The following is a 26,339-nucleotide window of genomic DNA, read 5'->3' as shown; positions in this document are numbered from 1 at the left end:
GCGAGTGAGCATACCGAACGGGTTGGGGCGAAGCCGTCGGTGAGGTAGCAGCTTACTTCCGCCTGTGAAAAAGTTGGAAAACCCAACCAATTTTGCGTCGGCTTCCGTTCAACTCTTGCGCGAATCGGATCTCGATCCTAGCTCTCACAATGTTGGCAATCGCTTCTTTTCCGAAAGCGGCCTCACGACGGTGATCTGTCAAGAGCCGAGCGTGTCGCGCGCAAGCGTGGCAGCTGCAAAGCTCCAAGACCCAGCAGATGCGTCTTTGACCATCTGGTGGCACGGCAGAACAACGGAGGTGTCAATGTCCGTGGTGCGTAACGCTAAGAGGCGGACTATTGATAATTGTGACGGAGCGCCGAAAGAGCGGGGACGGTGGGCCGATACCGTTCGTACATGGTTTGTTCTTTCGCTGCTCGCGGGAACTTGCCTGGCGAACAACCTAATTACCGGATCTGGTGGCGGCTTCACTGTCGCCATTGACCAGACGACGGTGATCTGTCACGAGCCGAGCGTGTCGCGCGCAAGCGTGGCAGCTGCAAAGCTCCAAGACCCAGCAGATGCGTCTTTGACCATCTGGTGGTGCCAGTTCTAGCAAGCTTAGGTGCACCAACATCCTCGATCCTGAGCTTGTGCGAACGGCATGACGCCGAGACCAACAAGAATCCTTTCAAAGTCCAAGCTGCGGTTGGCTTGGAACGAGTCTCGAGATTCCTCTCCGAGTGCTGGTCGACCGGGAGTCGACAACATAACCGCCTCAGCGTTCGCTGCGAACCTAGACAACAATCTCGCCATACTCGCTCGCAGATTGAAGCAGGGCCAATATGGGCCATCACAGTTAAAGGCTGTCTTTATTCCGAAGCCGAACTCGGAAAAAGAAAGAATGATCTGCATCCCTACGGTGTGCGATCGTCTCGTCCAACGAGCGATCATCTTCTATCTCGATAAGAACCGAAAATTCCCAATATACAATTCATCGTCGTTCGGCTTTTTGCGCGACCTAGGAACGGAAGCCGCCATTAAAGCGACTGTAGGATATCGGCAATCTTACGATTGGTGCCTCAAGACTGATATCGAGTCCTTCTTTGACAGAATACCGCGCCAATATCTCAAAGCTCGCGTGGGCAAAGCACTCGGCAAGCACAGTCTCGTTCCCATAATCTCCAAGTTCATTGATTGTGAGGTGAAGCCCACGATCTGGAATCGCGCCAAAATTTCAAAGCACGGCATACAGCTTGGGCATGGCATAAGACAAGGAATGCCGCTGTCGCCAATCTTGGCGAACTTAGTACTTTCAGAATTTGACAGTCGTATGGAGTATCTTGGCGTGAGAATGGTCCGCTACGCGGATGACATAGCGGCATTTTTTGAAACCAAACAAGAAGCCCAAAAAGGCCATAAGATAATCAGCGACGCTCTGGCTCGCATTAGCTTGTCAATCCCTGGCATGAGCGATGTGTCCAAGACGCAGCTTCTCGGCCCAGACGATCCAATCGATTTCCTTGGCAGAGAAATTGTCAGAGTCGGAGATGATAAGCAGGCTGTCTGGCGAGTTGCCACCAAACAGATTCAAAAAATCGCGCGCAAGCTAGAGGACGAATACACCATCCAGGCCCGCATGAAAGCAGACAGCAATTTTCAAGAGACGATCATCGACGTTTGGGATTCGATTTCAGCATACTTCTCGATTTACAAAGGTGCTCACAACTTCGTCTCACTTGATTCCGCGCTCCGGGGGACATCGCGAAAGATAATTGGTGATATTTTTCTCGATCTTTTCGGAGAAAAGGCTCTCTCTCGTTTAACCGACGACCAACGAAAATTTCTTGGTATGAGCCATGTCGATTTCGACGAAACTAATAGCGATCTTTTCGCTTAGTTCGAGCTAGGCAAATTCCCCATCCAGAAACAAAAGCGGCGGGCTTACCCCCGCCGCTTTCGTTTGGATGAATGGCCGAGTCGAGCCCGGGCTGAATCCCAATTAGTTATCCAAGAAGCTCCGCAGCTTCCGCGACCGAGACGGATGCTTCAGCTTCCGCAGCGCCTTCGCTTCGATCTGGCGGATACGTTCGCGGGTCACCGAGAACTGCTGGCCGACTTCTTCCAGCGTGTGGTCGGTGTTCATGCCGATGCCGAAGCGCATGCGCAGGACGCGTTCTTCGCGCGGGGTGAGCGAGGCGAGCACGCGCGTCGTGGTCTCGCGCAGGTTCGACTGGATCGCGGCGTCGATCGGCAGGATCGCATTCTTGTCCTCGATGAAATCGCCGAGATGCGAATCCTCCTCGTCACCGACCGGCGTCTCCAGCGACAGCGGCTCCTTGGCGATCTTGAGAACTTTTCGCACCTTCTCCAAGGGCATGCCGAGCTTCTCGGCGAGCTCTTCCGGGGTCGGCTCGCGGCCGATCTCGTTGAGCATCTGGCGCGAGGTGCGCACGATCTTGTTGATCGTCTCGATCATGTGCACGGGGATGCGGATGGTGCGCGCCTGGTCGGCGATCGAGCGCGTGATCGCCTGGCGGATCCACCACGTGGCGTAGGTCGAGAACTTGTAGCCGCGGCGATACTCGAACTTGTCGACCGCCTTCATCAGGCCGATGTTGCCTTCCTGGATCAGGTCGAGGAACTGCAGGCCGCGGTTGGTGTACTTCTTGGCGATCGAGATCACGAGACGGAGGTTGGCTTCCACCATCTCCTTCTTGGCCTGGCGGGCTTCGCGCTCGCCCTTCTGCACGGAGTGCACGATCTTGCGGAATTCGACGATCTCGAGCCCGGTGAGGGCGGCGAGCTGATGCACCTCGTGGCGAAGGTCCTTGATGCGGTCCTTCTCGTGGTGGACGAAGTTCTTCCAGCCCTTGGCCGAGAGTTTTGACACCCGGTTGAGCCAGCGCGGGTCCAATTCAGAACCGGTATAGTTGCGCAGGAAGTCCTCGCGCGCGACGCCGTGGCTGTCGGCAAGGCGCATCAGGCGGCCCTCATGCGAGACGAGGCGCTTGTTGATGTCGTAGAGCTGCTCGACCAGTGAATCGATACGCGCCTGGTTGAGGCGCAGCGACTTCACCTCGACGATGATCTCGTCCTTGAGCTTGCGGTATTTGCGCTCCTGGTGCGGCGAGAGCGAGGGCCCATGCGAGGTGCTCTCGAGCTGGTTCTGGATGTCCTGCTCTTGCAGCTTGCGCAGCTTCTTGTAGCTCTCGGCGATCTTGTCGAAGATCTCGACGACCTTCGGCTTGAGCTCGGCCTCGATCGCCGCCAGCGACATCTGGTTCTCGAACTCGTCGTCCTCGTCCATGTCGGCTTCGGCGGCGGATTCACCGGGATCCTTGCCTTCGCCGACATTGCCGGCGGCGGGCGCGGCGCGGAACGGGGTCGGCGACGGCGGCGCGGCGGGCGGGGCGACATGCGCAGGCGCGCCGACGGCCTGGCCGCCCTCGGCGGGAGCTTCGCCGTTCTCTCCGGTGGGACCTGATATCATCGCGTTGTTCATGCCGCCCTTGGCGTCGGGGCCGGCATAGGTGGCTTCGAGATCGATGATGTCGCGGAGGAAGATCTTGCCTTCGTTGAGCTCGTCGCGCCAGATGATGATGGCCTGGAAGGTCAGCGGGCTTTCGCAGAGCCCTGCGATCATCGCCTCGCGGCCGGCCTCGATGCGCTTGGCGATGGCGATTTCGCCTTCGCGGGAGAGCAGCTCGACCGTGCCCATCTCGCGCAGATACATGCGCACGGGATCGTCGGTGCGCTCGCCCGGCTCGCTCTTCTTGACCTCGGTGACGGCCTTCTGGGTGACTTCGACGAGCTCGTTGTCGGTCTCGTCCTCGCCGCCCTCGTCCTTCTCTTCCTCGCCTTCGCTATCGTCGGCTTCGGTGACGTTGATGCCCATGTCCGAGAGCATCGACATGATGTCCTCGATCTGTTCGGGCGAGGTCTGGTCGGACGGCAAGACTTCGTTGAGCTGATCGAAGGTCACGAAGCCGCGCTTCTTGGCCTGCTTGATCATCTTCTTCACGGCGGCGTCGGACAGGTCGAGCAAGGGCGAGGGCGCGTCCTGGGAATCCTTCTCCGGCGCGTCCGCTGCCTTGTCGTCTTTTTCCTTGTCCTTCGCCTGCAGCGTCTTTGCCTTGGTGGCCATCCATTGCTCCTAAACGCGCTTCATGCAGGACGCTGCGCCGCGTCCGCGTGAATTCACATGAACCTGTTGCCCGACGCTCTCGCTTCGGCAGCTCTCGACACGGAAAGGGCGGCGCGCATGTCTATCGCCACCCCCAACCTTCTCTCGCCGGAATTGCCTAACGCTTCGTCAGCCTCTTTGTCGCAGCGGATGCAGGTGAAGTGCCAACAGCGATTGCGCGGATTCATTCCTGACGCGTCTGTTCTGCCTGCGGCCGCCTGATGGCCAAAGTGCTACAAGACCGTTAAGCCTCGATTAACCCTGTTTTTGCCGCCAAACCCAAGATTTGGCGAGTCTTTTAGCGGTTCCGGCCCCGGCCGTCCGCATGATTCTTTTCTTCACACGCTCTTCTGGAACCGGCCCGACAGCTCGCCAAAACCCTCGATCAGGGCTTCGGTGCCATCGACCTCGGCCATCCGGGCCTTGACGTCACGCAGCCACGCCAAATTGGCCTCGCTGGGGTCCTCCCCCAAGGCCAGCTCGGCGTCCTTCAACTCCCTAAGTAGTGAATGCCATTGCCGATGCAAGGCAACGAGCTGATGCCAGGTGGAGAGAACGTCGTCCCGTGCCGCGCCCTCGCGCGCGCCCCACACCGCCGCGGTGGTGATGCCGCTCTCAACCCTTTGAAGAACTTGCGCAAATCCGCCCTTTTCGAGATCGGACCGCATCTTCTCGGCCTGCTCTTCGGGATCAGGCGAATGGTGGTGGTCGTTGGCGAAGGCGGCGATGATGCCGGCCCGGAGCTTGTGGACTTCGGGATGGGCGAGCTCCAGGGCCGCGACTTCCTCAAGATGATCGTGCAGCAGCCAGGGGTGGTTGATCAGAATTTGCAGGATCAGGGCCTCCCGGCGCGAGATGGCGCTGCGCTGTCCCCTCATGATCGGGCTGGCCGCCAGCTGGGGGCTGGCCGCCTGATAGGGGCCTGACGGTAGCGGGGTGGGGCCGGCCGGCCCCCGGCGGCCTCCACCGAATCCCTGACCGCCGAATCGATTCGCGCCGCCGCCCCTGGGCTGGAAGGCGCGGCCGCCGCCCTGGCCTTGGCGGAAATTGCCCCGGCCGCCGAAGCCGCCGCGCCCGCCTTCGGGGGCAAAGGCGCGCTGCAGCCGCTCGACGAATTCGTCGCGGTAATAGCGCCGCACCACCTCGTCGCGGATGCCGTTGGTCAGCTCCTTGATGCGCGCTTCCAGCGCGGCGCGGCGTTCAGGGGTAGCGAAATTGCCGCCTTCGAGCTCGCGCGACCAGATCATGTCGGCGAGCGGGCGGGCCGCTCCAATCACCTCCTCGATCGCGCCGCGCCCGCCGGAGCGTGCGAGATCGTCGGGGTCCTGCCCTTCCGGCAGCAGCGCGAAACGAAGACTCTTCCCGGGCGCGAGATAGGGCAAGGCAAGATCCGCAGCGCGATACGCCGCCTTCTGGCCGGCGCGGTCGCCGTCGAAGCAGAGGATCGGCTCGTCCGCCATCTTCCAGAGCAGCGCGAGCTGGCTTTCGGTGAGCGCGGTGCCGAGCGGCGCGACGGCGCCGGGAAAACCGGTGGTGACCATCGCGATGACGTCGACATAGCCTTCGACCACGATCAGCGATGCGCCGTCATGGGTCGCCTTGCGTGCGGTCTGGTGGTTGTAGAGATTGTCGCCCTTGTGGAAGAGCGGCGTCTCCGGCGAATTCAGGTATTTTGCCGGTACGTCCTTCTCCAGCGCACGCCCGCCGAAGGCGATGACGCGGCCGCGCAAATCCGTGATCGGAAACATCACGCGATCGCGGAAGCGGTCGTAAGGCACGGGGATGTCGTCGCCGGCGACCAGCAAGCCGGTCTCGACCATGTCGTCGACGGACACGCCGAGCTTGCCGAGATGCTCCTTCAGCGCGAAGCGATCCGGCGGGGCATAGCCGAGGCGGAACTGCAATTGCGTCGCCGGCGAGATGGCGCGGTCGGCGAGATAGCCGCGCGCCTTGGCACCCAGGCGCGAGGCCAGCGTCTCCGCGAAATAGGTCGCGGCGAGGTCCATGACGTCATGCAGCGTGCGGCGCCGCTGCTCCTGCCGCGCCGCATCCGGCGTCACCGCCGGCAGCGCCAGGCCCGCCATGCCCGCGAGCCGCTCCACGGCTTCGGCGAACGGCACGCCGTCGGTCTCCATCACGAAGGAGATGATGTCGCCGTGCTTGCCGGAGGAGAAGTCGTGGTAAAAGCCCTTCTGGTCGTTGACGTAGAAGGACGGCGTCTTTTCCTGCTGGAACGGCGACAGCCCCTTCCACTCCCGCCCCGCCTTCTTCAACTTCACGCGCTTGCCCACGACTTCGGAGACCGAAAGCCGGGCACGAAGCTCGTCGAGGAATTGGGGCGTGAAGCGCATTATGCTGATTTCTGGGCTGAGTCGGACGTTATGGCCAACCGGATAGGCATATAGGGACGGCCCCGGGAAATACGAAGCATGTGTGGCTTCTCCCGGCTATTCACAGGTGAAAGTTTCGACGGAAAGCTTGAACCGCGCCCGGTTCCACGCTTCCATGGGCCATGTTCAGGACGTTTCGCGGCGGCCAGAGCGGGGGCTGGCGGGTGACCTCGGTCGCAGCAGTGACGGGCGAGCCCCTGCCCTTCGTACCGGCGCTGTCGGTCACCGACAGCGAGGCGGTCTCGTTGCCGCTGGTGCCCTCGCGCAATGCCTGGCGGCTGGTCGGCGTCGCCAGCAGCCTGCGCTACACCGAAAGGCCTGAGAAGCAGCAGCTCGTGGCCGTGCAGGCCGGGCTCGGCCGGGTAGAGGCCACCAGCGCGGCACTGATCCCGATCCGCAAGTCGCAGGCCTGGTGGGATCTGACACAGGACGAGCGGCGCCAGATCTTCGAGGACAGATCGCACCACATCGCGAGCAGTCTTCGTTTCCTGCCCGCCATCGCGCGCCAGCTCTATCATTGCCGCGACCTCGGCGGCCCCTTCGACTTCCTCACATGGTTCGAATTCGCCCCGGCGCACGCCTCGCTGTTCGAGGAGCTGGTCGCGATGCTCCGGCAGACCGAGGAGTGGCGCTACGTCGAGCACGAGGTCGACGTGCGCATGGTGAAGGAAGCGCTGTCGGCTTAATGCTCCAGGAATCGCCCGGATTCGATGCGCGGCAGATCGGTGACCGGCCAGTTGTAGACGTAGGTCCAGGCCTTCTCCGTGGCACCATCCGGCAGCGTCACGTCGACCAGCCGGCGCAGATATTCGGTCGGCTCGGGAAAGCCCTCGCCGCAGGCCTCATACATGTCGAGCTCGGCCAACAGCTCCTCAGGCACGCGCATCCGGAAGAGCTCGCCATGGACGATGTCGGTGGCCGTCTCCGACAGCAGCAATCCCGGATAGTGCTTCACCAGAACCAGCCGGCCGCGGCAGGTCGCCTCGCCCAGAAAATCCGCGTGCCCCGCCAGCAGCCGCGCCATCGGATGGTCGAAGCCCCGCATCAGGGTGCCGTAGACGAAGAGGCGATCGGAGGTCATGCTGTTCTAACGTTGCGACGTCGGTGCAATATCGTTACTCGTTTCAACACGCAATCGTTTCATAGGCAATCAGGATGGACCTGCATACGGCCGAGGCGACCGATCAACTGCTCGGCGAGGGCGACATTGCGCCCGTGCATGAGGTGAATGCGGAGGGACGATCGCCCTTCCTGCTCACCTCGGATCATTACGGTCGGGTGCTGCCGCGCGCGCTCGGAGACCTCGGCATCGCGGAAAGCGAGCTCGTCAGGCACATCGGCTGGGACATCGGCATTGCCGGCGTCGCCGACGGGCTTGCCAAGTTACTCGACGCCCATCTGATCGCGCAGCGCTATTCGCGGCTCGTGATCGACTGTAACCGCCCCCCTGCCGCGGCAAGCTCGATCCCGGTCATCTCCGAGGCGACGGCGATTCCGCGCAACGAAGGCATCTCGGATGACGAGCGCGAGGCGCGGCGGCGCGAGATCTTCGAGCCCTATCATGATCGCATCGATGCCGCGATCGACGCCCGCCTGCACGCCAAGCGGCCGACCGTGCTGGTGTCGCTGCACAGCTTCACGCCAGTCTATGCCGGCGTCGCGCGGCCCTGGCACATCGCCGCGCTCTACAACCGCGACACCGTGCTGCCGCAGCTCCTGCTCAGGCATCTGCGCGCGGAAGGCGATCTCGTCGTCGGCGACAACGAGCCTTATGCGGTCAGCGACCTCACCGACTACACCATCCCGGTCCACGGCGAAGGACGCGGCCTCGTCAACACCGGCATCGAGATCCGGCAGGATCTGATCACGGACCCCTCCGGCCAGCGGCAATGGGCCGAACGGCTGGCGCGGATCCTTGGCGAGATCGAGGCGGAGCTGCGGCCGGAGCTGCTGGTCGGTTAGCCGCCTCGCGTTGCGACGAACAGCGCGAGCGCGGCGAAGATCGCGGCGATGCCCCACAGCAGCCAGGCGATGCGGCTCGCACCGTTTGCATCGAGCGTTGCCTCGACCGGGTTGTCGGGATTGACGCGGACCTCGACGGTCGCGCCGTCCTGGTAGCGCGCCATGAGCTTCTTTAACATCTTCTCGGACCCCGACGGGGTGCCGGCCGCAACGCGCGCGCATTCATTGGTGTAGCTGACGTTCTGGTAGCGATAGGTGTAGGTCACGCGCCTGCCGAACATCTCGGTACCGCGGCGCTCGCCCGGCTCGCTGGCCTCGTAATAATGCTCGGGCGCCGACAGCTTGATCGTGCCCTGCACGACCGGCCAGCGTGCGGCCATCGACGCCTGACGTCGCACCCCATATCCCATCAGTGCGATAACGAGGCCGAACGCGCCGAGGCCGACGACGAGGCCCGCGAGATCGGGCCGGGCGATGTGGTGCGCGAGGTATGCATAAGTCTGGTTGAGCCCGAACGCCGAGCCGAACACGATGCCAAACACGATCGCCGTGCCGATGCCGAGGCAGCCCCACAGTCCCTTGGGCAGGTCGCGCTCCAGCACGGCCTGCTCGGGATGGCGCGGATTGTAGTAGACGGTGACGATGCTTCCGGCGGGATACTTTGCGAGCTTCTCGGCGACCTCGAAATTGCCGAGATCCTCTCCGATCGAGATGCGGCCACCGCGCAGCTTGCGGCCGCCGACCGCATATTCGTAAGTCACGTTCGCAAAATTGCGTTTCTCGAGGCGATAGCCGTCCTCGCGGTCGCTGTCGGAGACCCTGACCTCGCGCACCTCTGCAGCCGAGACAACGACCTTACCCGGCGCCAATAGCCAGCTTCGTGCCTCGCGCACCTGCCAGGTCTTGACGATGGCGGCAACCAGGAGGAGTCCAAGTGGCGCGAGCAGCATCGCATAGACGGTCCAGGGCAGATCGGGCACGGCAAAACCTTCGTCAGCGGCAATGTCCGATTGGACGCATCGCCGCTGCAAATGGTTCAAGCCGAGACGTGTCCGCGGAGGTTATTTCGCCCGGGTCAGCGCCAGCCAGATGCCGCCGCCGATCATGAAGCCGCCGGAGATGCGCGACATCATCCGCGTGCGGCGCGCCGAGAAGAATTTTCGCGCGCGGCCGGCGGCGATGGCGTAGAGCGCATCCGTCATCACGGCGGTGACCATGAAGGTCGCACCCAGGAGCGCGACTTGCGGAAAGTGCGGCTGGTTCAAGTCCATGAACTGCGGGATGAAGGCGCCGAAGAACACCAGCACCTTCGGGTTCGACAGCAGCACCAGAAACCCTTGCAGGAAGAAGCCGCCGCGTGGCGGCGGAGGCGGCGTATCGACATCGACGCCCTCGACCGGCGCCCAGATCAGCTTGATGCCGAGCCAGACGAGGTAAGCGGCGCCGGCAAAGCGCACCCAGTCGAACCAATAGCCCATGGTCGCCATCAGTGATGTCAGGCCGATCGCGACGATGCCGATGACGATGGCAAGCCCGGCTTGCGCACCGGCCACGTTGGTGAGCGCGGCCCGCGTGCCGTGGCGCAGGCCGTTGGCGATGACGAGAGTGACGATCGGCCCCGGCAGCAGCGCAAGCGCAATGCAGGCGGCGAGGAAGGCGAGATAGGCTTGCATGGACATCATGGGAGGGACTCGGCTGAAAGCGGTTTGAAGGTATTAATGCATGGGACGAGCGGGAACGGAAGCTCACTCATCCATTCTTCGCCAGGCCGGCAGCCGCGCGCGCCGCTCCGGTCAGCTCGAGGATGTGCAGGCCGGTATTGGCGCGGTCGACGATGTAGATGTAGCCGCGGTCGTCGGTCTCGACATTGTTGGTCTGGATCGCCACCTTGCAACGCTCGCCGCCTTCGATGGGAATGCAGCGCTTGTCGGTCGCAGCCGTGATCGCGGGAATGAAATAGCCGACTTCCCGGGGATGATAGGGGTCGCGGATGTCGAGAGCGCGCACGCCGGCATTGAAGAAGGCGATGAAGGCCATCTTCTTGTAGTAGACCGGCGCCATGCTCTCGTTCGATGAATGCGCGCCGAACCGGCCGCCGCGCTGGCAGAACTGCCCGCTCGCCTCCGGCACGGTGTAGCTCGAGATCATCATCGGCCGTGTCTCGGTGGTGACGTCGGCGAACCACACCATCTGCCTGGCTTCACCGCATTCGTTGAGGATCGCCTCGTCCACGATCATGACGATATCGCGGGTCTTGCCGTCCTTGTCCTCGGAAAATTCGGCGATGGGCATGTCGAGCATCGGAAATGTCGTGTGCGCGCCGTTGAAGGCGGACATCGGCAGGCGCGCAATCTCGGGATAGCGCAGATTGTCCGGCGTCGGCTGCTTCGGTCCGCTCAGCAGCTTGTCGCGGTCGACGATCTGCAAGATGCCGCCCTTGTTGGTGCCGTAGCCGAAATAGACGCGGTTGCCATCGGGCCCGGTCGAGATCGGCCCGTGCAGCTCGGTCGGCACCGCGCCGGTCGAGCCCGGCTCCTGACCCGGCAGGCCGAAGTCGCGGATTTTCTGCGGACGCGCGGGATCGGAGAGATCGTAGACTTGCGTCATACGCCGGGTGCGCCAGTCGGGCGCGCCCGAGACGAGATAGGCGATGCCGGTGTCGCACTCCCACCAGCTCTTGTGCGTGTCCTTCAGGCCGCCAATGCGCGTGATGAGCACCGGACTGGCGGGATCGCTGACGTTCCAGATCTCATGCGCCTCGCTGCCGAAAGTCCTGAGCATGTAGACCGCGTTGGGATCGCCCTTCGGCAACGCCTTGCCGTCGCAGACCCGCACCATCTGCGCGCCGCCGGATTCGTACTTGCCCTCCTGCCCCGGCAGATGCCGCAGATATTTCGGGCGCGCGGGATCGGTGACGTCGACGATCGAGGTGCCGTTCGGCTCGGCCTTGCCCGTCATCGGGTTGACGGGAGCGGGCACGTCGTCGGTGCCGCCGTGATGGCCGATATAAGCGATCCAGCGATCGCCTTGATGATGGATGGTCGGCTGATAAGCGCTGCGCGCCTGCAGGTCGCTGGTGCCCACGAGCTTCATGTTGGACGCTTCGGGCGGCGCGCCGATGGTTTGCTTCTGGGCGTGGACCGCCGTGCTGCAAGCAAAAAGGACGAGGCTTGCAGCAGTCAGGACGCAACGAAACATCAAAGTCCTCCCGGAACCAATCTGTGTTGGCTGAGATCAAAGGCTAACACAGCCGAATGCGGGCGACCAAAACACGATTTCGCGGCTCGCGCTTGACATGCAACCATTTGGTTGCGTATTGTCGTCGCCATGGATGAGGTCTTCAAAGCGCTCGCCGATGCATCACGACGCTCGCTCTTGGACCGGCTTCACGCCAGGAACGGCCAGACGCTGAAAGAGCTCTGCGAGGGCCTCGCGATGACGCGGCAGGCCGTGACCAAGCACCTTTCGATTCTGGAGGAGGCCAGTCTCGTCACGACCATCAGGCATGGCCGCGAGAAGCTGCACTACCTCAACCCGGTGCCGATCCATCAGATCGGCGAACGCTGGATCAAGAAATTCGAGCGCGGCAAGTTAGCTGCGCTCAGCGAGTTGAAACGCCAGTTGGAGAAGCGCGATGAGTAAGCCGGAATTCGTCTACGTGACCTATATCGAGACCACGCCGGAAAAGCTGTGGGAGGCGCTGACGTCGAGCGCGTTCACGCGCCAGTACTGGTTCGACACCGAGGTCAGGTCCGACTGGAAGGTCGGCTCGCCCTTTGCCCTCGTGATGGGCGGCAAGGTCACGGACACCGGCGAGATCCTCGAGGCCGACCGGCCGCGGCGACTATCCTACACGTTCAAGCACGAATTGATGGAGGAGATGCGGAACGAAGCGGCGACGAAAGTCGTCTTCACTCTGGCGCCCTTTGGCAATCTCGTGAAGCTGACGGTGACGCACGAAGGATTCGCCGCGGGCAGCAAGCTACTCGACGGCATCTCCAAGGGCTGGCCGGCCATCCTGTCCGGACTCAAGAGCCTGCTGGAAACCGGCAAGGCGCCGACGATCCCGCCCGCCGCGCTCGGCATCGAAGGATTTGCGTGATGAATATCGAACAATTCAAGCCGCTGACCGTCTACACCATCTACATCGCCTCCACGCCGGAGAAGGTGTGGGAGGCGCTGACCTCGGCGGAGTTCAGCCGAAAGTATTTCTCCGGCTTTGCGGTCGAGATGGAGCCGAAGCTCGGCGGCCGTTTCATCGTGCGCGCACCCGACGGCTCCGAGCACATCAGCGGCGAAGTGTTCGAATACGATCCGCCGAGGAAGCTCACGGTGAGCTGGAACGTCAATTGGCCGGGCCTCGTCGCCAAGCTCGGCTCCACGCTCGTCACCTACGAGATCGAGGCAGCCGGTGAAGCCGTCCGTCTCACCATGAGCGAGCGCCACGACCGCGAACTCAGCGACGACATCCTGTCCGGCGGCCGCACCGGCTGGCCCGCGATCCTCTCCGGATTGAAGAGCCTGCTGGAGACAGGCAAGGCACCGCAGATCAAGATGTCCCCGCCGGCGAAGATGCTGGACGCGCTGAAGGCGATGGGGATCAAGACGCCGTAGGTGCGGAGTCATTCCGGGGCGCGCGTAGCGCGAGCCCGGAATCCACCTCGCAGCAGGGTTGGTGGATGAATGGATTCCGGGCTCGCCCTTCGGGCGCCCCGGAATGACGACTAGGCGGGCACCGGCGCCACCAGCCGCCGGTAGAGATGCCAGGTCGCGTGACCGAGCACCGGAAGCGTCACGATCAGCCCGAGAAAGTAAGGCAGCGCCGAGACGATCAGCAGCATCACGATCACGGCGGCCCAGGAGATCATCGGCAACGGGCTCATCACCACCGCGCGCACGCTCGTCACCATCGCTGTGACGAAATCGACCTCGCGGTCGAGCAGCAGCGGAAACGACACCACGGTCAGCGAGAACAGGATCAGCGACAGCACGGCGCCGACCGCGTTGCCGATGCCGAGGAACAGCAGGCCCTCATTGGTCGTCAGCACCACCGTCATGAATTCCTGAAGGCTGGAGAACGAGGCGTGCAGGCCGAGCAACAGCGCGATCAGGAGCCGCACCTGGTACATCCAGACCACGAACACGAACAGCGTGACGAACGCCATCCAGCCGATCTCGCTGCGCGAGCGCACGGCGGACCAGACCGCGCCGAAGGAGACCGGCTCGCCGCGCTCGCGGCGGCGGCTGACCTCGTAGAGGCCGATGGCCACGAACGGTCCGATCAGCGCGAAACCTGCCGCCAGGGGATAGACCAGATAGACCATGCCGAAGGCGGTGAAGCACAGCATGATGGCGATGCCGCCAGCCGCGTAGAGGACGCCGAAGCAGAGACCGTACAGCGGCAGCGCCTGGAAATCGCGCAGGCCCTCGACCAGCGCCTCGGCGATGTCGGTCACCGCGACGGGACGGACCACCGGATCGACCTTGCCCGAGATGGACATCAGCTTTCCTCCCCACATCGGCGCGATCTTTCGTCGCGCGCAGATTGAACGCGATATTAGCGTTGCCGCCCGCGGGCGCAACTTGACGGCTGATGGCGGGGCGAGAACGGCGCCGGCCTGCGGAGGTGACGCGGCGGCGGCTCGAATTCTTTAGTCTTCTGTGCGATTTTCGAGCAGATTCCTATGGACTGCGTAGACAATCGTCCGCAAATTTTACCTTCAAGCCGCGCGCGTGACGATCAAAACGGACCGCCCAACAGATGAGCCTGCGTACCCGGTTACTGATCCTTGTCATCGCGGCCATGCTCGTGCCGGCGATCCTGGTCGGGCTGCGGTTCATGCAGAACCGGGCCAGCGAGATCGACGCCGCGCTGGCCAATCTGGCCGCATCCGCCGACGACATCGCAAGTGATCTCGGCGAGAAGATCCAGGGCACCGCCCAGCTCCATTACGGGCTCGCCCGGGCCCGCGACCTCGACACGCGCGACAAGGCGGCGTGCTCGGCATTCCTGTCGGATGTCCGCGAGGAATATCCGCAGTTCACGGGTATCCTGACCATCGATCCCGACGGCCACCTGTTCTGCGACTCGCTGCGGACCAACCGCACGCTCGACCTGAACGACCGCGGCTATTTCAAAGAGGTCAAGACCCTTCAAGGCGTCGTCGCAGTCGAGCCGGTGTTCGGCCGCCTCACCGGCCTGTCCGTGCTCCAGATCGCCTATCCTGTGCGATCGGAGACGGGCGCGTTGAAGTTCGTGCTGCTCGCGTCCTTCAACCTGAACAAGTTCGCCGAGTTTCACGACAAGCGGCTGCTCGCCGAGAAGGACATCCTGTTCGTCGACGCCAAGGGAACGGTGCTGGCCGCCCCCAAGGGCGGCGGTTGGAGCGTGCCCGTCGGCGGATCCATCGCCGGCTCCGACCTGTTCCGCTTCGCTGCAGCGCCCGATGGCGAGCCATTTCGAGAGGTCACCGCCGGCGGGGGCCGTACGCGGATATGGGGCGTTGCCCGCTCGCCGGCGATCCGCAAGGCCGGCCTCTACATCCTGGTCGGGCGATCCAAGGACGTCCTGGTCGCGGCGGCGAACCGCAGACTTTACGAGGACATGGCGATTCTCGCGGTGGCCTCGCTGCTGCTCCTCGGCGGCCTCTGGATCCTCACGACCGTGAGCATCGGACGTCAGGTCGGGCGGCTCGCTGCCATGGCGAAGCGCCTCGGGCGCGGTGATCTCAGCGCGCGCATTCCAGAGCCTCACCCGGGCGGAGAGCTCGGCGGGTTGATGACCCTGCTCAACAGCACGGCCGAATCGCTCGAGCAGCAGCGTGCCGCAATCGCCGATCTCAGCCACAAGCTCAGCCAGTCTCAGAAGATGGAAGCGATGGGTCAGCTCACCGGCGGCGTGGCGCATGATTTCAACAATCTCCTGACCGTCATTCTCGGCAATTCGGAACATCTCGCCGACAGGCTGGCGGGCAACAAGGAATTGCACCGGATCGCCAACGATATTGCGACCGCCGCCGAGCGCGGCTCCGACCTGACACGAAGCCTTCTCGCCTTCGCGCGCAAGCAGCCGCTGAGACCGCGAGAGATCGACATCGCCGAGCAGGTCACCGGCATGAAGCAGCTTCTTCGGAGGACGCTGGGCGAGCACATCGAATCGAGCTTCACATTCGCGCCCGATCTGTGGCTCGCCAGCGTCGATCCCGGCCAATTGGCCACCGCCGTGCTCAACCTCGTGCTCAACGCGCGCGATGCGATGCCTGACGGCGGCAAGCTGATGGTCGAGGTGAGCAACGCATCGCTCGGTGAGACCGACATCGACGTCAACGGCGAAGCGCGTCCGGGCGATTACGTCATGCTGTCCGTGAAGGATACCGGAAGCGGCATGAGCAGCGAAGTGTTGGGACGCGCATTCGAGCCGTTCTTCACGACCAAGGAGGTCGGCAAGGGGACCGGCCTCGGCCTGAGCATGGTCTACGGGTTTGCACGACAATCCGGCGGACTCGTGCAGATGCAGTCCGAGCCGGGACAAGGCAGCGTCGTCAGGCTGTTCTTTCCCCGTCTCGCAACACCGCCGAGCGAAGATCCGCCTCCCGCGGAGCAGACCGTCACGCAAGCGGACCACGAGACCATTCTCCTCGTCGAAGACGACGACATGGTGCGCGCCTATATCGAGAACGAGCTCAGGACGCTCGGCTACCGCGTCATCACGGCTTCGAACGGGCCCGCGGCGCTGGAATTGCTGCGGCAGAGCGACGACGTCCGGTTGCTGTTCACCGACGTGGTGATGCCCGGCGGCATGTTCGGGCCGGAGCTCGCAAGACAAGCCACCATGCTGCGGCCCGATCTCAAGGTGCTCTTCACCTCGGGCTACAGCCAGGATCCCGTCAAGACGCCGGACGGGATCGACGCCCGCATTCTGACAAAGCCGTTCCGAAGGCAGGATCTTGCCGCGATGCTGCGGTCCGCCCTGGCGGCGCGGCCGCGATAGTCAGAAGCGCGACGCGAGCAGAATCCCCACGGCGAGATTGGCCGCAAACAGACCCGCGTCGATGACGAAGATCCGCAGCATCGGACCCTTCAGCACCGGCCAGTAGGCCACCCCGACGCGGCCGCCGCGCATCAGCACCGGAACGTTGTAGACGAACTGGCTGAAATGGCAGGCGGCAAAGAACAGGAATAGCACGATCTGCGCCTCGACCGGCTGGAAGAAGGACGGACGCGCCGCCAGAAGGTAGAACGACAGCAGACCGATCGGCAGGTTCATGCCGCCGAGGAACGCAACGCTCGCCGCCAGGGTCGGCGCGATCGGATTGCTGCGCTCCTCCCGCGGCAGCAGGATCTTCAGCGTGTTGGTTTGCGCGATGCTGAACTGGACAAAGGCACCGACGAACCAGAGCGTGTTGAGGAGCAGGACGATATCGGAAAGACGCATGGTTATTTCCCGTAAAAGGCTTCGCTGCGTACGACGCGGCCGGCATCGTCGAAATCCATGAACTCGCTTGCGCGGGTGTCGCCGAGCTGCCACCAGACGACCAACCGCGCGATCGTATCGTCCCAGCTCCAGCTCAATACCTTGAGGTCGGCGCTTTCGATGTGGCCATAGGCTTTCCGCCAATAGGCGCGGATGTTTTCGGCACCGCTCACGACCGGCGAGCCGGTCAGCGTCAACGCCAGAGGACTGCGCATCTGCGCGTCCTCGGCGAAATGCGCGACGACGGCGTCGATATCGACCTTGCGCCAGCTCGCGCACCATGCCGCGACAAAGGCTTCGGCGGCCGCGCGATTCATCGTCTGTCCGCCCATGACGCGGCCCTCCCCTCGCTCGATGGCGCGGAGAATGGCAAAGCACGATCTTCATGTCAACTACGTTGACTTGAGACTGTCAGTTATGGTCGGCAATCGCCTCCATGACGGCCATCCATGCCGCCTTACTGGTCGAACCGGCGCGATCGAACGCCTTGCGCATGACATTGCGCTCGTGGTCGGAGGCGCGCTGCTCGATACGCTGGCCGGCGGCCGTCAGGCGCAGCAGCTTCGAGCGATGCTGCTCGGGCGAGCGCTTCGACGTCACGAGCTTGCGCTCCAAGAGCAGATTGAGCGGCCGGTTGAGGGCCTGCTTGGAAATGCCGAGGACCTCGAGCAGCGAGCCGATCGCGATGTCGGGCCGGCGCGCCACCACGTAGAGGATGCGATGGTGCGGACGCGACAGGCCCTGCTTCGCGAGGTATTCGTCGGCTTCCAGCGTCATGCCGCGCCAGCCGTAATACATGAGCTCGAGCGCCGCATCGAGATCGTGCAGCTTGTCGAGCGAGGCGCGATGAAGTCCCGCGGCTTGAGAAGTCTTTGCCATCGTGGACGTCAGCCCTTGGCTCGCAGCTCGCGCCGCAGCACCTTGCCCGTCGCCGTCATCGGCAGCGTCTCGGCGAATGCGACGAAGCGCGGATATTCGTGTGCGGCAAGCTGCACCTTGACGAACTCCTGAATCTCGCGCGCCAGCGCGTCGCCGGCGCTGAAGCCGGGCCGCAAGACGATCCACGCCTTGATCGATTCGGTGCGGATCGGATCGGGAATGCCGACCACGGCGGCCATGGCCACCGATGGATGCTTCATCAGCGTGTGCTCGATCTCGGACGGGCCGACGCGATAGCCCGCGGTGGTGATGACGTCGTCCTCGCGGCTGACGTACCAGAAATAGCCGTCCTCGTCCTGCACGCCGAGATCGCCGGTGAGCAGGAACGCGCCGGCATATTTCTTCGCCGTCGCATCCGGATTGCGCCAGTATTCGAGCATGGTGACGGGGCACGGCTGGCGCACGCCGATGACGCCGCGCTGGCCGCGCGGCAATTCCTCGCCCTTGTCGTTGACGATGCGGACGTCGAAGCCCGGCGTCGCCTTGCCCATCGCGCCGGGGCGGATCGGAAACAGATTGGAGTTGCTGCCGATCACGAGATTGCACTCGGTCTGGCCGAACACCTCATGCGCGTCGATGCCGAAGGTCTCGCGCACCCAGCCGAGCAGTTCGCCGCCGAGCGATTCCCCGCCGGTGAAGATGCTGCGCAGCTTGACGCCCGGATGCTTCGCGCCGGCCTGCCGCACCAGCTTGAGTGCCGTCGGCGGCAGGAAGACGTTGCGGACGCCGAGATCGGCCATCATCTGCATCGCCGCCTGCGGCTCGAACTTGCGTGCGCGATGGCCGACGAGGGGGATGCCGTGGTACCAGAACGCGAGCAGGCCGTTGACGAGGCCGCCGATCCACGCCCAATCCGCCGGCGTCCACATGAGATCGCCGGGCCTCGGCAAGAAGTTGTGACACATCTCGACGTTGGGGAGGTGACCGAGCACGACGCGGTGCGCGTGCAGCGCGCCCTTCGGGTTGCCCGTCGTGCCCGAGGTGTAGATGATCAGCGCGGGATCATCCGCGGAGGTATCGACCCGCGCGAAGTCGGGCGAAGCGGCCTTGATTGCACCCCAGAACGACGTCGTGCCCGCAGGTGCACGCTCGCCGACGACATAGACGGTCCTCAATTGCGGCAGGCGATCGCGGATCTTCGCAAGCTTCTCCCAGCCGCCCTCGTCGGTGATGATAGCCTTTGCCTCGGAATTCGACAGGCGAAACTCGAGCGCATCCTCGCCGAACAGCGCGAACAGCGGGATCGAGATCAGGCCGGAGCGGAATGCCGCCATATGCGCGACCGGCAATTCCAGCGACTGCGACAGGAACACCGCGACGCGATCGCCGCGCGACAGCCCGTCCGCTTTCAGCACATTGGCAAAGCGGCGCGACATCTCGGCGACCTCGTCGAAGGAGGTGCGGCTGGTCGCGCCATTGTCGTCGACATAGACCAGCGCGAGGCGGCCCGAGCCGTCAGCATGGCGGTCGCAGCACGCCTCCGCCATGTTGAAGCGCTCAGGGATGCCCCAGCGGAAATTGCGGACGAGTTCGTCGTAGGTTGCGGCTTCGGTCAGCATGGGCCGGATCGTTTCCCGATGTCTTGTTGTTGTGTAGTCTAGAGCCACAGGGGCGCGGAACAAAGTCCCGTCATTCCGGGGCGTCCGCAGGGCGAGCCCGGAATCCATCGAGCCACAGGAAACGCCGCCTGATGGATTCCGGGTTCGACGCCAGCGCGTCGCCCCGGGATGCCGTTACCGCACCGACGCGAAAAACTTCCTGACCTCCCGTACGAACAGCTCCGGCTGCTCGAACGCGGCGAAATGGCCACCCTTCTCCATCTCGCTCCAATGCGTGATGTCAGGAAAGTTCGGCTCCATCCAGCGCCGCACCGGCGTGATGATCTCCTTGGGAAAGGTGGCCACGCCCGTCGGCACCTTGACGACCGGCGTGGTGCGGCGCTTGCCAAAACTTTCCCAATAGAGCCGCGCCGAGGAGGTCGCCGTCTCCGTCGCCCAATAGAGCATGACGTTGTCGAGCAGCTCGTCCTTGGTGAAGATGTTCTCGGGGTGGCCGTTGCAATCAGTCCAGGCCCAGAATTTTTCCAGGATCCAGGCCGCCTGCCCGCTCGGCGAATCCGTCAGGCCATAGCCGAGCGTCTGCGGGCGCGTCGATTGCTGCTTGGAATAACCGGAGTCGAGATCGACATAATGCTTGAGGCCGGCGAGCGCCCGCTTCTCTTCCGCCGTCGGCTCGCCCTCGATGCGCGGTGGCGAGTTGAAGGACAGCGTGATGTGGATGCCGGCGCAATGCGCCGCGTCCTGCGCGCCGAGCGACGTCGTCACCGCCGAGCCCCAGTCGCCGCCTTGCGCGCCGTAGCGCGCATAGCCCAACCGCTCCATCAGCCTGGCCCAGGTCGCGGCAATGCGGTCGACGCCCCAGCCGGTCTCTTTGGGTTTGGCCGAGAAGCCGAAACCCGGCAGCGAGGGACAGATCACGTGAAACGCGTCGGCGGGATTGCCGCCATGCGCGGCGGGATCGGTCAGCGGCGCGATCACCTTCTGGAATTCCACGATCGAGCCGGGCCAGCCATGGGTGATGATCAGCGGCAGCGCGGCCGGCTCCTTGGAGCGTGCGTGAATGAAATGGATGTCGAGCCCGTCGATCTCGGTGGTGAACTGCTCGAAGCGGTTGAGCTTGGCCTCACGCGCCCGCCAGTCATAGTCATTCCCCCAATAGGTGCAGATCTCCCGGATCCATTTCAGCGGCGCGCCCTGGCTCCAGTCGTCGACCAGCTCCGCCTCCGGCCAGCGCGTACGCGCGAGGCGCGATTTGAGATCGGTGAGGATGTCGTCGCTGATGGCGATGCGGAACGGTTTGATCGCGGTCATCGTGCCTCCCAGTTTCTTTTTGTCATTCCGGGGCGTGCGAAGCACGAACCCGGAATCCATTGAGCAACAGGGCTGGCGGCCTGATGGAGTCCGGGCTCGACGCTTCGCGTCGCCCCGGAATGACGGCCTAGCCCGACAACGCCGCCTTCACCAAACCGCTGGCCTTCCCAAAATCCATCTGGCCGGCGTATTTCGCGCGCAGCACGGCAATCACCTTGCCCATGTCTTTCATGCCGGCTGCGCCCGTCTCGGCGATCGCATCCGCGATCGCCTTCTTCACCTCGTCGTCGGCCATCTGCCTCGGCAGGTATGCCGAGATCACCGCGATCTCCTCGCGCTCCTGGGCTGCGAGCTCGGCGCGGCCGCCCTTGTCGTAGAGCTCGACCGATTCCTGGCGCTGCTTGATCATCTTCTGAAAGACGCCGAGCAGATCGGCATCTGACAGCGGCGGCTTGCCCTGGCCGCGGGCCTCGATGTCGGCGTTCTTGATGGTCGAGTTGACCATGCGCAGCGTGGACAGCTTGCGCTCGTCCTTGGCCTTCATGGCCTCCTTGACCGCATTGTTGATCTCGTCGCGCAGCATGATCGTGATCCCTTCGAATATCTGAGGCCTGATCTAGGCCGTTCGTGGCCCCTAGACAACCTCGGTTCCGAGCCATTCGGTGAGCGCACGCACTGTCGCGTCCGGCTGCTCGGCTTGCGGCAGGTGTCCGCAGCGCTCGAGAACCTTGAGCCTTGCGCCGGCGATGCCCTCGGCCATCTCCTTGGAGAACGCGTTGGGAATGGTGTTGTCGACATCGCCCGTCAGCACCAATGTCGGACAGCTGATGGCGGAAAGCGTCGGGCGCGAATCCACCCGCGCGATGATCGCGGTCTGCTGCCGCAGATATCCCGCGACGCCGACATCCTCGTCGTGCGCATGGACGAGCTCGAGAATCTCGGCATCGTCGCGTCGCGACGGATGCACAAGCTCCGCAAAGCTCTCCTCGCGGATGGCGCGGAGCTCGCCGCGCCTGGCGCGCTCCATCAGGCCGCGGCGGCGTGCGGTCGCCTCGGCGGTGTCGGGCCGGGCCTGGGTGTTGATCAGTGCGAGTTTCACAACCCGCTCGGGTGCCTGACGCATGATCTCGAGCGCGATGTAGCCGCCCATGGAATGGCCGGCGAGCGCGAAGCGCTGCGGCGCCTCGCTCAGCACCCGGGCCGCGATCGCCGCCATGCTGTCATCGCGGATATGGTTGGCGATCATCACCGGGCCGAACCGCCACAGGGCCGGGACGACGGGGGCATAGATCCGGGCCGAGGAGGCCAGCCCCGGAACCAGCACGATCGGGGTGGTCTGGTCCATTATTGCCTCGCAAGCCCCTCAAATTGCCGGAAATTATGCGACCGAGCTTAAGCGGCCGAGGAGGCCTGTCAAATATGCAAAAACGCATGTGAATCGGGCCTCTCCCGCTTTGACGGCGGCGCCTTCGGAGACTATGAAACGCGCTCATGACACAACATGACAACGATCCCGCCTGGCCGGACCAAAAACCGACCGCGCTGTTGGTGCTTGCTGACGGCACGGTGCTCGAAGGCTTTGGTCTCGGCGCCGAAGGCCACGCCGTCGGTGAAGTCTGCTTCAACACCGCGATGACCGGCTATGAGGAGATCCTCACCGATCCCTCCTATGCCGGCCAGCTCATCACCTTCACCTTCCCGCATATCGGCAATGTCGGTACCAACGAGGAAGACATCGAGACGGTGAACATGGCGGCAACGCCGGGCGCGCGCGGCGTGATCCTGCGCACCGCGATCACCGATCCCTCGAACTACCGCGCCACCAAGCATCTCGACCAGTGGCTGAAGGCACGCGGCATCATCGGCCTCTCCGGCATCGACACCCGCGCGCTGACCGCACTGATCCGCAGCAAGGGCATGCCCAACGCCGTGATCGCGCACGCCAAAAACGGCGAGTTCGACCTGCATGGCCTCAAGGAAGAAGCGCGCGAATGGCCCGGCCTCGAAGGCATGGACCTCGTGCCGATGGTCACGAGCGGCCAGCGTTTCACCTGGGACGAGACGCCCTGGCTGTGGGACAAGGGCTTTGGCCGCCAGGACAAGCCGGAGTTCAACGTCGTCGCCATCGACTACGGCATCAAGCGCAACATCCTGCGCCTGCTCGCCGGCGTCGGCTGCAAGGTGACGGTGGTGCCGGCGACGACCTCGTCCGAAGACATCCTGGCGATGAAGCCGGACGGCGTGTTCCTGTCCAACGGTCCGGGCGATCCGGCTGCAACCGGCAAATATGCCGTGCCTGTCATCCAGGACGTCATCAAGTCGGGCACGCCGACCTTCGGCATCTGTCTCGGCCACCAGATGCTGGGCCTGGCCGTCGGCGCCAAGACCAAGAAGATGCATCAGGGCCATCACGGCGCCAACCACCCCGTGAAGGACGAGACCACCGGCAAGGTCGAGATCACCTCGATGAACCACGGCTTTGCGGTGGACGAGGCCACGCTGCCGAAGGGTGCGACGCAGACCCACATCTCGCTGTTCGATGGGTCCAACTGCGGCATCCAGCTCGACGGCAAGCCGGTGTTCTCGGTGCAGTACCATCCCGAGGCCTCACCAGGTCCACGCGACTCGCACTATCTGTTCCAGCGCTTTGCGGACCTGATGCGGCAGAAGAAGAGCGCGTAGGGCGCGCTCTTCCGCAACTGCCTTGACGACATCGAGCCCGGGCCTTGTCCCGGGCTCTTGTCATTCCGGGCTCACGCGTCGCCCCGGATTGACGGAGGACCGAGGAACGCCGCCTCACGCCCCTCGTTGATCCCTGCTAGATTCGCGCAGGAGCCCCGCCATGTCCGTCGTCCGCGACAACGCCGAGCCACTCGCCATCGTGTTCGAGGACGACGGCCTTACGCCGAACAACATCCGTCCGTTCCTGGTCTACCAAGCCGCGGTGAAGCTTGATCCGAAGCAGCCGGAAGCGACCATCGAAGATCTGTTCGAGGCGAACGGCTGGGGCGGCACCTGGCGCAACGGCGTCTACGATTATCTGCATTATCACGCGACGGTGCACGAGGTGCTCGGCGTCGCGCGCGGCAGCGCACGGGTCCGCTTCGGCGGCGACCACGGCCAAGAGCTGGACATCAAGGCCGGCGACGTCGCGATCCTGCCTGCCGGCACCGGGCATCAATGCATCAAGGCGAGCAACGATTTCTGCGTGATCGGCGCCTATCCGCCAGGCAGCAAGATGGAGATCACGAGGGCGACGCCGGAGAACCACGCCAAGGCGCTGAAGACGATTCCGCAAGTCGCGCTGCCGCCGGCGGATCCCGTCACGGGGAAGGATGGCGCGTTGATGAGGCTGTGGCGATAGCCAGGAGAAGGGTGCCGTAGGGCGGGCAGAGCGGCTTGTCCGCCGTAGCTCGAAGAGCGAAGGCGGAAGCGTGCCCACGCATTTTTGCGATCGAGAGAGATGGTGGGCAGGCGCGCGAACAGCGTGCCTTTGCCCACCCTCCGACAGCTCGGCCTACGCCTCGTTGCCACCTTCCTGCCGCGTCGCCTCGAACAGGAACCACGTCCGCCGCTCGGTCTCGTCGATGAAGACTTCGAGGATGCTGGCACTGGCGACGTCGCCGGCATCGTCGCAGACCTCATGGGCTTTGCGCATCGCGGCGGCGACATGCTTGTTGTCCTGCATCAGCTCGCGCAGCATCTCGCGCGGCGGGACGTAGTCCTCGTTGTTGTCCTTGATGGTCTGCAGCTTTGCGACCTGGCCAATCGACTTCAGCGTGGTGCCGCCGATCTTGCGGACACGCTCGGCGAGCTGGTCGGTGGTGGCGAAGATTTGGTCCGACTGCTCGTCGAGCAGCAGATGGTAGTCGCGGAAATGCCGACCGCTGATGTGCCAGTGGAAGTTCTTGGTCTTCAGATACAGCGCGAAGGCGTCGGCCAGAAGCACGTTGAGCGCCTCCGAGACCTTCTTGACCCCGTCGGGCGACAGATCGGTGGGAGTATCGAGATCGGGCGAGACCTTGTTGGTTTTGCTCACGGGAGACCTTCCTGTTAGGACGCGGACATTGACGGCGCGCCGTCGCACCCCTAACGCAAGGCGGGCAGCGCGGTTCCCAGACAGGAACCGCTGGGCGGGATACCATGGACGATTGGATCGATTATTACGACTCGACGCATACGATCTATGTCAGCAAGCTGCATCGCGACTTGCACTTCCAGATCATCGCGCGGGACATTATCGGCTACATCGCCTCGCCCGAGGCGACCGTGCTCGACTACGCCTGCGGCGAGGCGTTGTCGGCGAACCAGGTCGCGGCCGCATGCGGCAAGCTGATCCTGGCCGAGCCAGCGCCCGGGGTGCGCGGCCGGCTGATCGCGCGCTTTGCACCGAACACCAAGATCCGCGTCCGCTCGCTCGACGACGTCCGCAATATGCAGGACCAGTCCATCGACCTCGTGGTGATGAACTCGGTCGCGCAATACATGGCGCCGGAAGAGCTCGATGCCGCGTTCCTCAACATCCGCAGGATCCTGCGGCCCTCCGGCAAGCTGGTGCTGGGGGACATCCTGCAGCCCAATGTCGGCATGTTCAGGGATGTCATGGCGCTGCTCGGCTTCGGCCTGCGCCACGGCTTTCTGAAGGACGCGCTGATCGGGCTGATCAGCACCGCGCTGTCGGATTACCGCCAACTGCGCACGCGCATCGGGCTGCAGCGCTACAGCGAGGACGAGATCACCGCCAAGCTGAGCGCAGCCGGCTTCGCGGTCCAGCGCGCCCACACCAATATCGGCCACAATCGCTGGCGCATGACCTTCATCGCGCGGCCGCCCCTGGTTCGTTAAGCATAACAATTAGCCGTTGTGGCTTGTGGCACCGCAATCGGACATGATCGCTGCGGCCCGGTGGCGGAAGCGTCTACGCGAGGGCGGTGCAACGCTCTTCATCCTGGTTCAAATCCAGGCCGGGTCTCCACGCTTCGCCCCTACGGGCTGCGCGTGGCGCAGTCACGCCAGTCCCGAATGGACGAAGCGTGTACGGCGTAGCTGGAGCGAAGCGCAAGCGAAGACGGACTGCCCGCCCGAACCTCAATCCGCCTCGACCACATCCCCCTCCGACAACAAGTGCAGCCGCTCGGCATCCTTCGCCGCGGAGCCAATCACCGCGTCCAGCAGGCCCGGAAAGCGTGCATCCAGATCCTCGCGGCGCAATCGCATGAAGCGGTTGGTGCCGGCCACGCGCGTCTGCATCAGGCCGCATTCGCGCAGCTTGGCGAAGTGATAGGCCAGGTTCGACTTGGCCCCGAGCCCATTGAAATCGCCGCAGCAGAGTTCGCTGCTGACACGTTCCTGCGCTGCGAGCTGGTACACGATCGCCAACCGGATCGGATCGCTGAGGCAATCCAGAACCATCGGCAGCTCGATCTGCTCGCGGGTGGGGTGGAGAGGCGTGCGGCTCATGACCAGGAAATCATAGCGATGCGGCAGCAATGTTCAATAGTTCTTGAACCGATTGACATCGCCACCTTTGTACATTCAAT

At 63.7% G+C, this 26,339-nt stretch carries 26 protein-coding genes and 1 tRNA gene; 11 read left to right on the top strand and 16 right to left on the bottom strand.

From position 1 onward, the window contains the following. The first annotated feature begins 808 nt into the window (after positions 1-808). The gene (locus XH83_RS06420) at positions 809-1,879 is read left to right on the top strand and encodes a reverse transcriptase domain-containing protein (RefSeq protein ID WP_194406191.1); all 1,071 of its coding nucleotides are present in this window, start codon (positions 809-811) and stop codon (positions 1,877-1,879) included. A gap of 102 nt (positions 1,880-1,981) precedes the next feature. Here the strand turns inward: XH83_RS06420 and rpoD are convergent, their stop codons facing one another. Both rpoD and dnaG read right to left on the bottom strand, forming a co-directional pair. Further along, positions 1,982-4,126, bottom strand: coding sequence for an RNA polymerase sigma factor RpoD (gene rpoD, locus XH83_RS06415; protein ID WP_194406190.1), 2,145 nt, complete (start codon positions 4,124-4,126; stop codon positions 1,982-1,984). A gap of 377 nt (positions 4,127-4,503) precedes the next feature. Then, positions 4,504-6,516 (bottom strand): DNA primase, encoded by a 2,013-nt coding sequence (gene dnaG / locus XH83_RS06410; protein ID WP_194406189.1) that lies wholly within the window; start codon positions 6,514-6,516, stop codon positions 4,504-4,506. A gap of 161 nt (positions 6,517-6,677) precedes the next feature. Here dnaG and XH83_RS06405 point away from each other — a divergent pair, with 161 nt between their 5' ends. After that, a complete protein-coding gene (locus XH83_RS06405; protein WP_194406188.1) occupies positions 6,678-7,241 on the top strand; it encodes a chlorite dismutase family protein in 564 nt (187 codons plus the stop codon). On the opposite strand, the gene XH83_RS06400 is transcribed toward XH83_RS06405, so the two are convergent. After that, positions 7,238-7,636 (bottom strand): gamma-glutamylcyclotransferase, encoded by a 399-nt coding sequence (locus tag XH83_RS06400; RefSeq protein WP_194406187.1) that lies wholly within the window; start codon positions 7,634-7,636, stop codon positions 7,238-7,240. The two genes, XH83_RS06405 and XH83_RS06400, sit on opposite strands and share 4 nt — an antisense overlap. A 74-nt stretch (positions 7,637-7,710) precedes the next feature. Here XH83_RS06400 and XH83_RS06395 point away from each other — a divergent pair, with 74 nt between their 5' ends. After that, the gene (locus XH83_RS06395) at positions 7,711-8,517 is read left to right on the top strand and encodes an N-formylglutamate amidohydrolase (protein WP_194406186.1); all 807 of its coding nucleotides are present in this window, start codon (positions 7,711-7,713) and stop codon (positions 8,515-8,517) included. On the opposite strand, the gene XH83_RS06390 is transcribed toward XH83_RS06395, so the two are convergent. The 3 genes from XH83_RS06390 to XH83_RS06380 form a co-directional block, all read right to left on the bottom strand. Further along, positions 8,514-9,497 (bottom strand): DUF3592 domain-containing protein, encoded by a 984-nt coding sequence (locus XH83_RS06390; protein WP_194406185.1) that lies wholly within the window; start codon positions 9,495-9,497, stop codon positions 8,514-8,516. The genes XH83_RS06395 and XH83_RS06390 overlap by 4 nt on opposite strands. 81 nt (positions 9,498-9,578) lie before the next feature. Further along, positions 9,579-10,199: a LysE family translocator gene (locus XH83_RS06385; RefSeq protein ID WP_194406184.1), complete on the bottom strand. Its 621-nt coding sequence runs from the start codon at positions 10,197-10,199 to the stop codon at positions 9,579-9,581. Positions 10,200-10,266: 67 nt separating this feature from the next. After that, a complete protein-coding gene (locus XH83_RS06380; protein ID WP_194406183.1) occupies positions 10,267-11,715 on the bottom strand; it encodes an LVIVD repeat-containing protein in 1,449 nt (482 codons plus the stop codon). A 129-nt stretch (positions 11,716-11,844) separates the two neighbouring features. Between XH83_RS06380 and XH83_RS06375 the strand changes: the two genes are divergently transcribed. Genes XH83_RS06375 through XH83_RS06365 form a run of 3 tightly spaced genes read left to right on the top strand, consistent with a single transcriptional unit; the run spans position 11,845 to position 13,131 of the window. Further along, the gene (locus XH83_RS06375) at positions 11,845-12,159 is read left to right on the top strand and encodes a helix-turn-helix transcriptional regulator (protein ID WP_194406182.1); all 315 of its coding nucleotides are present in this window, start codon (positions 11,845-11,847) and stop codon (positions 12,157-12,159) included. Further along, the gene (locus XH83_RS06370; RefSeq protein ID WP_194406181.1) at positions 12,152-12,619 is read left to right on the top strand and encodes an SRPBCC family protein; all 468 of its coding nucleotides are present in this window, start codon (positions 12,152-12,154) and stop codon (positions 12,617-12,619) included. Before XH83_RS06375 ends, XH83_RS06370 begins: the two co-directional genes overlap by 8 nt. Further along, positions 12,619-13,131, top strand: a complete 513-nt coding sequence (locus XH83_RS06365) for an SRPBCC family protein (RefSeq protein ID WP_194406180.1) — start codon at positions 12,619-12,621, stop codon at positions 13,129-13,131. Before XH83_RS06370 ends, XH83_RS06365 begins: the two co-directional genes overlap by 1 nt. Before the next feature lie 110 nt (positions 13,132-13,241). Here XH83_RS06365 and XH83_RS06360 read toward each other — a convergent pair whose 3' ends face one another. Then, positions 13,242-14,018, bottom strand: coding sequence for a DUF2189 domain-containing protein (locus XH83_RS06360; protein ID WP_194406179.1), 777 nt, complete (start codon positions 14,016-14,018; stop codon positions 13,242-13,244). Positions 14,019-14,278: 260 nt separating this feature from the next. Between XH83_RS06360 and XH83_RS06355 the strand changes: the two genes are divergently transcribed. Beyond that, positions 14,279-16,507, top strand: coding sequence for an ATP-binding protein (locus XH83_RS06355; RefSeq protein ID WP_194406178.1), 2,229 nt, complete (start codon positions 14,279-14,281; stop codon positions 16,505-16,507). Here XH83_RS06355 and XH83_RS06350 read toward each other — a convergent pair whose 3' ends face one another. The 7 genes from XH83_RS06350 to XH83_RS06320 form a co-directional block, all read right to left on the bottom strand. Then, entirely contained in the window at positions 16,508-16,951 is a 444-nt protein-coding gene (locus XH83_RS06350) for a hypothetical protein (RefSeq protein WP_194406177.1), read from the bottom strand. A gap of 2 nt (positions 16,952-16,953) precedes the next feature. Further along, on the bottom strand, positions 16,954-17,322 hold the full coding sequence (locus tag XH83_RS06345) for a nuclear transport factor 2 family protein (protein ID WP_194406176.1): 369 nt from the start codon (positions 17,320-17,322) through the stop codon (positions 16,954-16,956). A gap of 79 nt (positions 17,323-17,401) precedes the next feature. Further along, positions 17,402-17,869 carry a MarR family winged helix-turn-helix transcriptional regulator gene (locus XH83_RS06340; protein ID WP_194406175.1) on the bottom strand — a complete coding sequence of 156 codons (468 nt, stop codon included), beginning with the start codon at positions 17,867-17,869 and terminating at the stop codon, positions 17,402-17,404. Positions 17,870-17,877: 8 nt separating this feature from the next. Further along, positions 17,878-19,488 carry an acyl-CoA synthetase gene (locus XH83_RS06335; RefSeq protein WP_194406174.1) on the bottom strand — a complete coding sequence of 537 codons (1,611 nt, stop codon included), beginning with the start codon at positions 19,486-19,488 and terminating at the stop codon, positions 17,878-17,880. Between the two features lie 174 nt (positions 19,489-19,662). Further along, entirely contained in the window at positions 19,663-20,799 is a 1,137-nt protein-coding gene (locus XH83_RS06330; protein WP_194406173.1) for an epoxide hydrolase family protein, read from the bottom strand. Between the two features lie 127 nt (positions 20,800-20,926). Further along, a complete protein-coding gene (locus tag XH83_RS06325) occupies positions 20,927-21,382 on the bottom strand; it encodes a GatB/YqeY domain-containing protein (protein ID WP_194406172.1) in 456 nt (151 codons plus the stop codon). A gap of 51 nt (positions 21,383-21,433) precedes the next feature. Then, entirely contained in the window at positions 21,434-22,144 is a 711-nt protein-coding gene (locus XH83_RS06320) for an alpha/beta fold hydrolase (protein ID WP_194406171.1), read from the bottom strand. A 146-nt stretch (positions 22,145-22,290) separates the two neighbouring features. Between XH83_RS06320 and carA the strand changes: the two genes are divergently transcribed. Continuing rightward, positions 22,291-23,481, top strand: a complete 1,191-nt coding sequence (gene carA, locus XH83_RS06315) for a glutamine-hydrolyzing carbamoyl-phosphate synthase small subunit (protein WP_194406170.1) — start codon at positions 22,291-22,293, stop codon at positions 23,479-23,481. Positions 23,482-23,641: 160 nt separating this feature from the next. Then, complete coding sequence (locus tag XH83_RS06310) at positions 23,642-24,163, top strand: cupin domain-containing protein (protein ID WP_194406169.1); 522 nt, start codon at positions 23,642-23,644, stop codon at positions 24,161-24,163. Between the two features lie 153 nt (positions 24,164-24,316). Here the strand turns inward: XH83_RS06310 and XH83_RS06305 are convergent, their stop codons facing one another. After that, on the bottom strand, positions 24,317-24,838 hold the full coding sequence (locus XH83_RS06305) for a Dps family protein (RefSeq protein WP_194406168.1): 522 nt from the start codon (positions 24,836-24,838) through the stop codon (positions 24,317-24,319). Between the two features lie 104 nt (positions 24,839-24,942). Between XH83_RS06305 and XH83_RS06300 the strand changes: the two genes are divergently transcribed. Together XH83_RS06300 and XH83_RS06295 are read left to right on the top strand one after the other, a co-directional pair. Continuing rightward, positions 24,943-25,644 carry a class I SAM-dependent methyltransferase gene (locus XH83_RS06300; protein ID WP_194406167.1) on the top strand — a complete coding sequence of 234 codons (702 nt, stop codon included), beginning with the start codon at positions 24,943-24,945 and terminating at the stop codon, positions 25,642-25,644. 54 nt (positions 25,645-25,698) lie between these two features. Further along, positions 25,699-25,774 (top strand) — tRNA-OTHER (locus XH83_RS06295). A gap of 113 nt (positions 25,775-25,887) precedes the next feature. On the opposite strand, the gene XH83_RS06290 is transcribed toward XH83_RS06295, so the two are convergent. Then, complete coding sequence (locus XH83_RS06290; RefSeq protein WP_194408182.1) at positions 25,888-26,259, bottom strand: helix-turn-helix transcriptional regulator; 372 nt, start codon at positions 26,257-26,259, stop codon at positions 25,888-25,890. Positions 26,260-26,339: the final 80 nt, after the last annotated feature.

Source organism: Bradyrhizobium sp. CCBAU 53351, assembly GCF_015291745.1.
Classification (GTDB): domain Bacteria; phylum Pseudomonadota; class Alphaproteobacteria; order Rhizobiales; family Xanthobacteraceae; genus Bradyrhizobium.
This window is presented reverse-complemented; position numbering and strand designations above follow the sequence as displayed.